Raw genomic sequence first — 5,670 nt, 5'->3', positions numbered from 1 at the left:
TTGAAATTATTGATACTGTATGTCAGTTGATTGATAACGGCATAGCTAGGTTAAAATAATGAAAAAAAACAAAAAATATCAAATAGAGGTGATGAAGGATAAAGACAAAACCTTATTCATTGTCTACGCTACAGATATTTATAGCCCGAGTGAATTTTTCTCTAAAATCGAGTCTGATTTAAAGAAAAAGAAAGTTGGTGGCGATGTTTTTTTTGATTTAATTGTTCCTAATGGTGGAAAAAAAGACCGTTATGTCTATACATCATTCAATGGTGAACGATTAACAAGCTATATATTAAACAAAGTTACGGAAAAAGATGAGTATAAATCTTTATCTGAACGCTCAGCTTCTTTCTTTAAAGATAACTTTGATAAGATTAATGCAAACCTTCTATCTAAAGCCACATCGTTTGCTTTAAAACAAGGCATTCCAATATAAATGCAATTCGGCAGCTATTTACCATAACATCTCTTTCATGTAGCAATGAAAAAGCCCGCAAAGTCGGGCTTAAGGCAAGCGGCTTACCGTTCAGTCGAGTGAGTACAAGAATCCAGCAGTACTAAACCAAAGACGATATTACTTTAAATCATTACTGATAGTTTTTTGAGACACACCTAATCTGTTTGCGATTTCTTGTTGCGTAAGCCCGTCGTTTCTTAAACGCACAGCCTCTAATTGCCGAGCTTCTTTGCTTCCTGGTTGGAAAGTTGACATCGTACCTTCGGTAAATCCGTTTCCTTGGTAACTATTAACTCTTACATGCTTCCCACTTTGATCGGTACCAGTTACCGTTAACTCTCCATTTCTACAAGAAACGTTAAAGTTAATTAACCCAAAATTTTGTATGATCCCTGGGAGGGCACCAATATCACATGCCGGTGGTGTAGACGGTGGTGTAGACGGTGGTGTAATCGCTGGAGGCTTTGCCATTGTATGTCCCTTGGTTTTCGTAGATTACTTGATTTACTAGTAAATACTAGAATTAAAGTAATATCAAGAATTCAAATGCTCACTGGCTAAGTACCAACCTCAAAAATTCAACATAACATTCCCGTTGCGACTTCCGGCAGCAGCTATGAAACTGATAGTCCACGTAGTCGCTCACACCACTTTGGCAAGGAAATATTGCGATATGAAAACAGAAAAAACATTTGAAAACTTAGAGTTAACGTGGTCATACATTACTACTTGTACAAGTGTAGGATGCCACGATTGCGCGCATAACATGCTCAAATACACTGAGCAACAGAAAGATAATGATGCTGTTGATTTTGGTGACATGGCTTCATGTCCAAATTGCGGGTGTATAAAATTTGATGGAGTACATCCCGGCATAGATCAGTAAAATTATTTAGATTACAAAACAGCCTCATTTAACATAAGACTACTTGCCCGCACCGCCCCGAACAGCTTCGCCACGAACGGGGCGGCAGTCAGCCAAAACCAACAACAACCCACCCGGTAAACCACCCCGATCACGACAGATAAATTTTACCCAACTGCATAGCCATGCAGCCAGGTGAATGACGGCAGGATTCAGCCCAAAAACAGCGTGAAGGCCCCGAAAACCGGCAAATGCTTCTCCAGCCACTCCCACAGTTCTGCCGCCAGATGCAGGCAGTTAAGTACAGCTTCAATAACCTTAAGCAGTTTCATAATTCCCCCTGGTATAGGCAGTGATCTTTGCATCACGACGTATTTAGCGGGGAATTTCGCAGCCCTTCTTCTTGGGGTTTGTCACGGGACGGCACCCGTCAGCCCAGCGTCGGTCCTTTGTAGGTTTTCTGCGGCTGGCGCTGCAACTCCAGGCTTTTCTGATACTCATGCTCCCGCTGCCGCTGCTCTACCGTACTCAGCTCCCGGACAAGCGGCGCAGCTGCTCGCTTAAACTCAGCACCTGCGTGCTCAAGTCCGACACGCGCTCGTTCAGCACCGCGTTCTCCCGTTGCATAAGACCACACATGCTCCGCCATTCCGCGAAGGCGCTCTCCCATTCGTCCAGCCTTTGCGAGTAGTCCTGCTGTAGCTGCTCTAATGCGCTCAGCAACTGCTTTTCCAGCTCTGTCATTTTCCGCTACTCCTGTTTCAGGCGGATCCATGTCGTCCCGTCGTAAGGGATGGCTTCGGTTTGCATCCCCGGTGGCAGGATAAGAAACCTCCGGCCGTCGCTGCTCTCCTGATAGCGCACTCCCCACGTCCGGGCGGTCATTTTCGCCAGGGTATCTTCCTGCTGACGAAGATGCGTGTAATTGTCGGTTATCTGCTGCCCCTGCCACCACAGAATGCTCCCGCTCGTGCCGATCAGTAGCGCTGACACCATCAGGATGGTGAGCCATGTCCGCCCGGCAGTCCGCAGTACGCTCAGCCGGTTTTTCTCCATCGCCTCGCTCATACTCTGCTCGTGGGCGAGGATAGCGTCGCTGATTCTGCTCGCGCTTGCGCTCAGTTCCGCTCTGACAGACTGCTCGTGCTCGCTGAATGCGGCTTTCAGCATCTCGCCGGTACTCTGCTTCTGCGCTTTCGATTGCTGCTCTAAGTCCTTCGCCAGCGTTAAAAGACTGTTCATAGATGGCTCCCTTCAGTCGAATGTTTCGCCCCCCGTCCGGGTCGGCAATGCTGATACTGCTTTTCGTGGTGCGCACCACCTCAAAACCTGACCGTTCCAGCGCCTCAGTGACGTCCTGACGGGTTTTCAGCTCCCCGGACGAAGCAAGGGTCAGCAGTCCGCGCGTGATGGCTTCTGCGGCCTCCTGCTTCGTTTTCGGCAGTCCGGACGGCGTGACCAGCGCCCGGCGGTTTTCCGGCGCGTTCGGGTCGTGCAGCCCCAGTCTGCCGTTCACGATGGTCTGCCAGGCATCGATGCGCGGCCGGTCGGCGCGGTCGTAGTACGGCTGGAGCCGCCTGCCGGTCAGCAGCTCGGTATTGGGGATCAGAAAGTTCAGCTCCAGACGCCCCTTGTCCTCGTGCTCCACCCACAGAATGCTGTACTGATCTTTATCGAGTCCGGGCATCAGAACCCGCTCGAAGCTGGCCATCAGTTTTTCCCGCTGGCCGGGAGGCAGATCGGCCTCCGCAAACGACAGTACGCCGGAGGTGTATTTCTTCACGTAAGGCGACGCGTCAATCAGCTCACGGACTTCTTCCGGCTTGCCCTGCAGGACGGTGGCGCCTTCACGCTGCCGGTCTTTACCCAGCAGATAGTCCACCGGCCCGGCGCCACCGCCGCGCCCCCGCGGATGAAATTTAACGATCATCGTCCGTTCCTTTCTCAAGAACGGCGTGCCGCAGCCGCTCAAGCCCGGCATCGATGGCCATCAGCGCCGCCACAATCTGTACCCTGTCATGGCCGGTGCCGCCGCCGGCGTTAACACGGCGGGCTATCTGGTTCAGGTTATTGCCCATGCCGGCAAGCTGGCGCAGCAGCGCTGGCGAGAGTGAGGGAAGCTTTCCGGTGCGCGCAGGCTTTACGTCCAGGCAGGTCTGTCGCATCCACGCCGCCAGCTGCCTGCCGTCACAGCGCTCGAGCAGCCGCCGGTGCTCGTCCTCCGTCACCCACATGGTGAGCATCTTGTTCCGTTTCTCTGACAAACCGGCCTCCTGATAACGCCGGGACGGACGGGAAAGCCTTTCCCGGTCGGCGCGGGGTTGGACAAGCCGCAGGCGCGTCAGGCTTTTGGCGGGTTTCGGGGCGCAGCCCTGAACCAGTCACGCAGCGCTAGCGGAGTGTATACTGGCTTACTATGTTGGCACGGATGAGGGTGTCAGTGAAGTGCTTCATGTGGCAGGAGAAAAAGGCGGCACCGGTGCGTCAGCAGAATATGTGATACAGGATATATTCCGCTTCCTCGCTCACTGACTCGCTGCGCTCGGTCGTTCGGCTGCGGCGAGCGGAAATGGCTTACGAACGGGGCGGAAATTTCCTGGAAGATGCCAGGGAGAAACTTAACAGGGAAACGATAAGGCCACGCCGTTGCCGTTTTTCCATAGGCTCCGCCCCCCTGACAAGCATCACGAAATCTGACGCTCAAATCAGTGGTGGCGAAACCCGACAGGACTATAAAGATACCAGGCGTTTCCCCCTGGTGGCTCCCTCGTGCGCTCTCCTGTTCCTGCCTTTCGGTTTACCGGTGTCATTCCGCTGTTATGGCCGCGTTTGTCTCATTCCACGCCTGACACTCAGTTCCGGGTAGGCAGTTCGCTCCAAGCTGGACTGTATGCACGAACCCCCCGTTCAGTCCGACTGCTGCGCCTTATCCGGTAACTATCGTCTTGAGTCCAACCCGGAAAGACACGCAAAAGCGCCACTGGCAGCAGCCACTGGTAACGGATTCGCAGAACAAAGAAGTGTTGAAGTGTGAGGTGAAGTACAGCTACACTGTAATAACGAATTTGGTTTCTGTGCTCTGCGAAAGCCAGTTACCTCGGTTCAAAGAGTTGGTAGCTCAGCGAACCTTGAGAAAACCACCGTTGGTAGCGGTGGTTTTTCTTTATGCGATGATGAATCAATCAGCCTATCAAGTCAACGAACCGCGCTTCCGTTGACAAAAAAACAAGATCTGTACATATTCAGAAAAAACAACGGATTGAGGCAATGGCACAGAACCCATTTAAAGCACTAAATATCAATACAGACAAAATTGAAGCTGCCCTGACGCAGAATGGCGTCACAAACTTTTCTTCTACCGTGAAAAACGAAAGAGAGACGCATTTATCAGGGACATATAAGGAAATAGATTTTTTAATAAAACTAATGCCATCAGGCGGAAACACCACTATAGGAAGAGCGTCAGGGCAAAATAATACTTACTTTGATGAGATTGCTGGCATCATAAAAGAAAACTGTTTGTATTCAGACAAAAAAACATTCGAATACACCATTCCAAAATTCAGCGACAAAAATAGAGAAATGTTATTTTCATTTCTTAATGATGAAAGCGTAAAAATAGAAGAAGATAAAAACAACGATCCTAACTGTAAGCATCAATACATCATGACCGCTGGTAATGGTGACAGAGTCAGAGCGAAAATTTACAACCGTGGCTCAATCCAATTCCAAGGTAAATACCTTCAAATTGCAAGTTTAATTAATGATTTCATGTGCACCATACTGGACATGAAAGATATTATAAAACAGAAGAATCAAGAATTTAATGTTGACATAAAAAAAGAAACAATTGAGTCAGAATTACATAGCAAACTTCCAAAAAGCATCGACCAAATCCATGAAGACATCAAAAAACAGTTATCCTGCTCACTCATAATGAAAAAAATAGATGTCGAAATGGAAGACTACTCAACGTATTGCTTCTCAGCTTTAAGATCTGTAGAAGGATTTATATATCAAATACTTGGAAGAGTATGCAACCCATCATTGTCAAGGAATCTTGGCGAGTATTTCACTGAGAATAACCCGAAATATATAATCAGGGATATACACCAAGGAACTATTAATGGTGAAATAGCAGAAGTTTTGTGTGAGTGCTACACTTACTGGCATGAAAACAGACATGGTTTGTTCCATATGAAACCAGGTGTGGCTGACACTAAGACAATTGACAAAGCAGAATCCATTGAAATTATTGATACTGTATGTCAGTTGATTGATAACGGCATAGCTAGGTTAAAATAATGAAAAAAAACAAAAAATATCAAATAGAGGTGATGAAGGA

At 48.5% G+C, this 5,670-nt stretch carries 7 protein-coding genes; 3 read left to right on the top strand and 4 right to left on the bottom strand.

Translation table 11 applies throughout. From position 1 onward, the window contains the following. Window positions 1–58 precede the first annotated feature (58 nt). A complete protein-coding gene (locus ACNQ0W_RS24540) occupies window positions 59–439 on the top strand; it encodes a type II toxin-antitoxin system RnlB family antitoxin (protein WP_116705823.1) in 381 nt (126 codons plus the stop codon). 138 nt (window positions 440–577) lie between these two features. Here ACNQ0W_RS24540 and ACNQ0W_RS24535 read toward each other — a convergent pair whose 3' ends face one another. The 4 genes from ACNQ0W_RS24535 to ACNQ0W_RS24520 all read right to left on the bottom strand — a co-directional run bounded on the left by ACNQ0W_RS24535 (window position 578) and on the right by ACNQ0W_RS24520 (window position 3,589). Further along, the gene (locus ACNQ0W_RS24535; protein WP_333000133.1) at window positions 578–931 is read right to left on the bottom strand and encodes a helix-turn-helix domain-containing protein; all 354 of its coding nucleotides are present in this window, start codon (window positions 929–931) and stop codon (window positions 578–580) included. A gap of 922 nt (window positions 932–1,853) precedes the next feature. Beyond that, complete coding sequence (locus ACNQ0W_RS24530; protein ID WP_064183954.1) at window positions 1,854–2,069, bottom strand: MbeD family mobilization/exclusion protein; 216 nt, start codon at window positions 2,067–2,069, stop codon at window positions 1,854–1,856. Between the two features lie 6 nt (window positions 2,070–2,075). After that, on the bottom strand, window positions 2,076–2,567 hold the full coding sequence (locus ACNQ0W_RS24525; protein WP_186590930.1) for an MbeB family mobilization protein: 492 nt from the start codon (window positions 2,565–2,567) through the stop codon (window positions 2,076–2,078). Between the two features lie 677 nt (window positions 2,568–3,244). After that, window positions 3,245–3,589, bottom strand: coding sequence for a MobC family plasmid mobilization relaxosome protein (locus ACNQ0W_RS24520; RefSeq protein ID WP_417933274.1), 345 nt, complete (start codon window positions 3,587–3,589; stop codon window positions 3,245–3,247). A gap of 626 nt (window positions 3,590–4,215) precedes the next feature. Here ACNQ0W_RS24520 and ACNQ0W_RS24515 point away from each other — a divergent pair. Together ACNQ0W_RS24515 and ACNQ0W_RS24510 are read left to right on the top strand one after the other, a co-directional pair. Further along, window positions 4,216–4,359, top strand: coding sequence for a replication initiation protein (locus tag ACNQ0W_RS24515; RefSeq protein ID WP_333000138.1), 144 nt, complete (start codon window positions 4,216–4,218; stop codon window positions 4,357–4,359). 233 nt (window positions 4,360–4,592) lie between these two features. Continuing rightward, window positions 4,593–5,630 carry a type II toxin-antitoxin system RnlA family toxin gene (locus ACNQ0W_RS24510; RefSeq protein WP_333000140.1) on the top strand — a complete coding sequence of 346 codons (1,038 nt, stop codon included), beginning with the start codon at window positions 4,593–4,595 and terminating at the stop codon, window positions 5,628–5,630. Window positions 5,631–5,670 lie beyond the last annotated feature (40 nt).

Origin of the sequence: Enterobacter cloacae complex sp. 6730903 (assembly GCF_048283985.1) — a bacterium.
Classification (GTDB): Bacteria; Pseudomonadota; Gammaproteobacteria; order Enterobacterales; family Enterobacteriaceae; genus Enterobacter; species Enterobacter hormaechei_C.
Note: the sequence above shows the minus strand (reverse complement) of the source record. Positions and strands in the feature narration are given on the sequence as shown.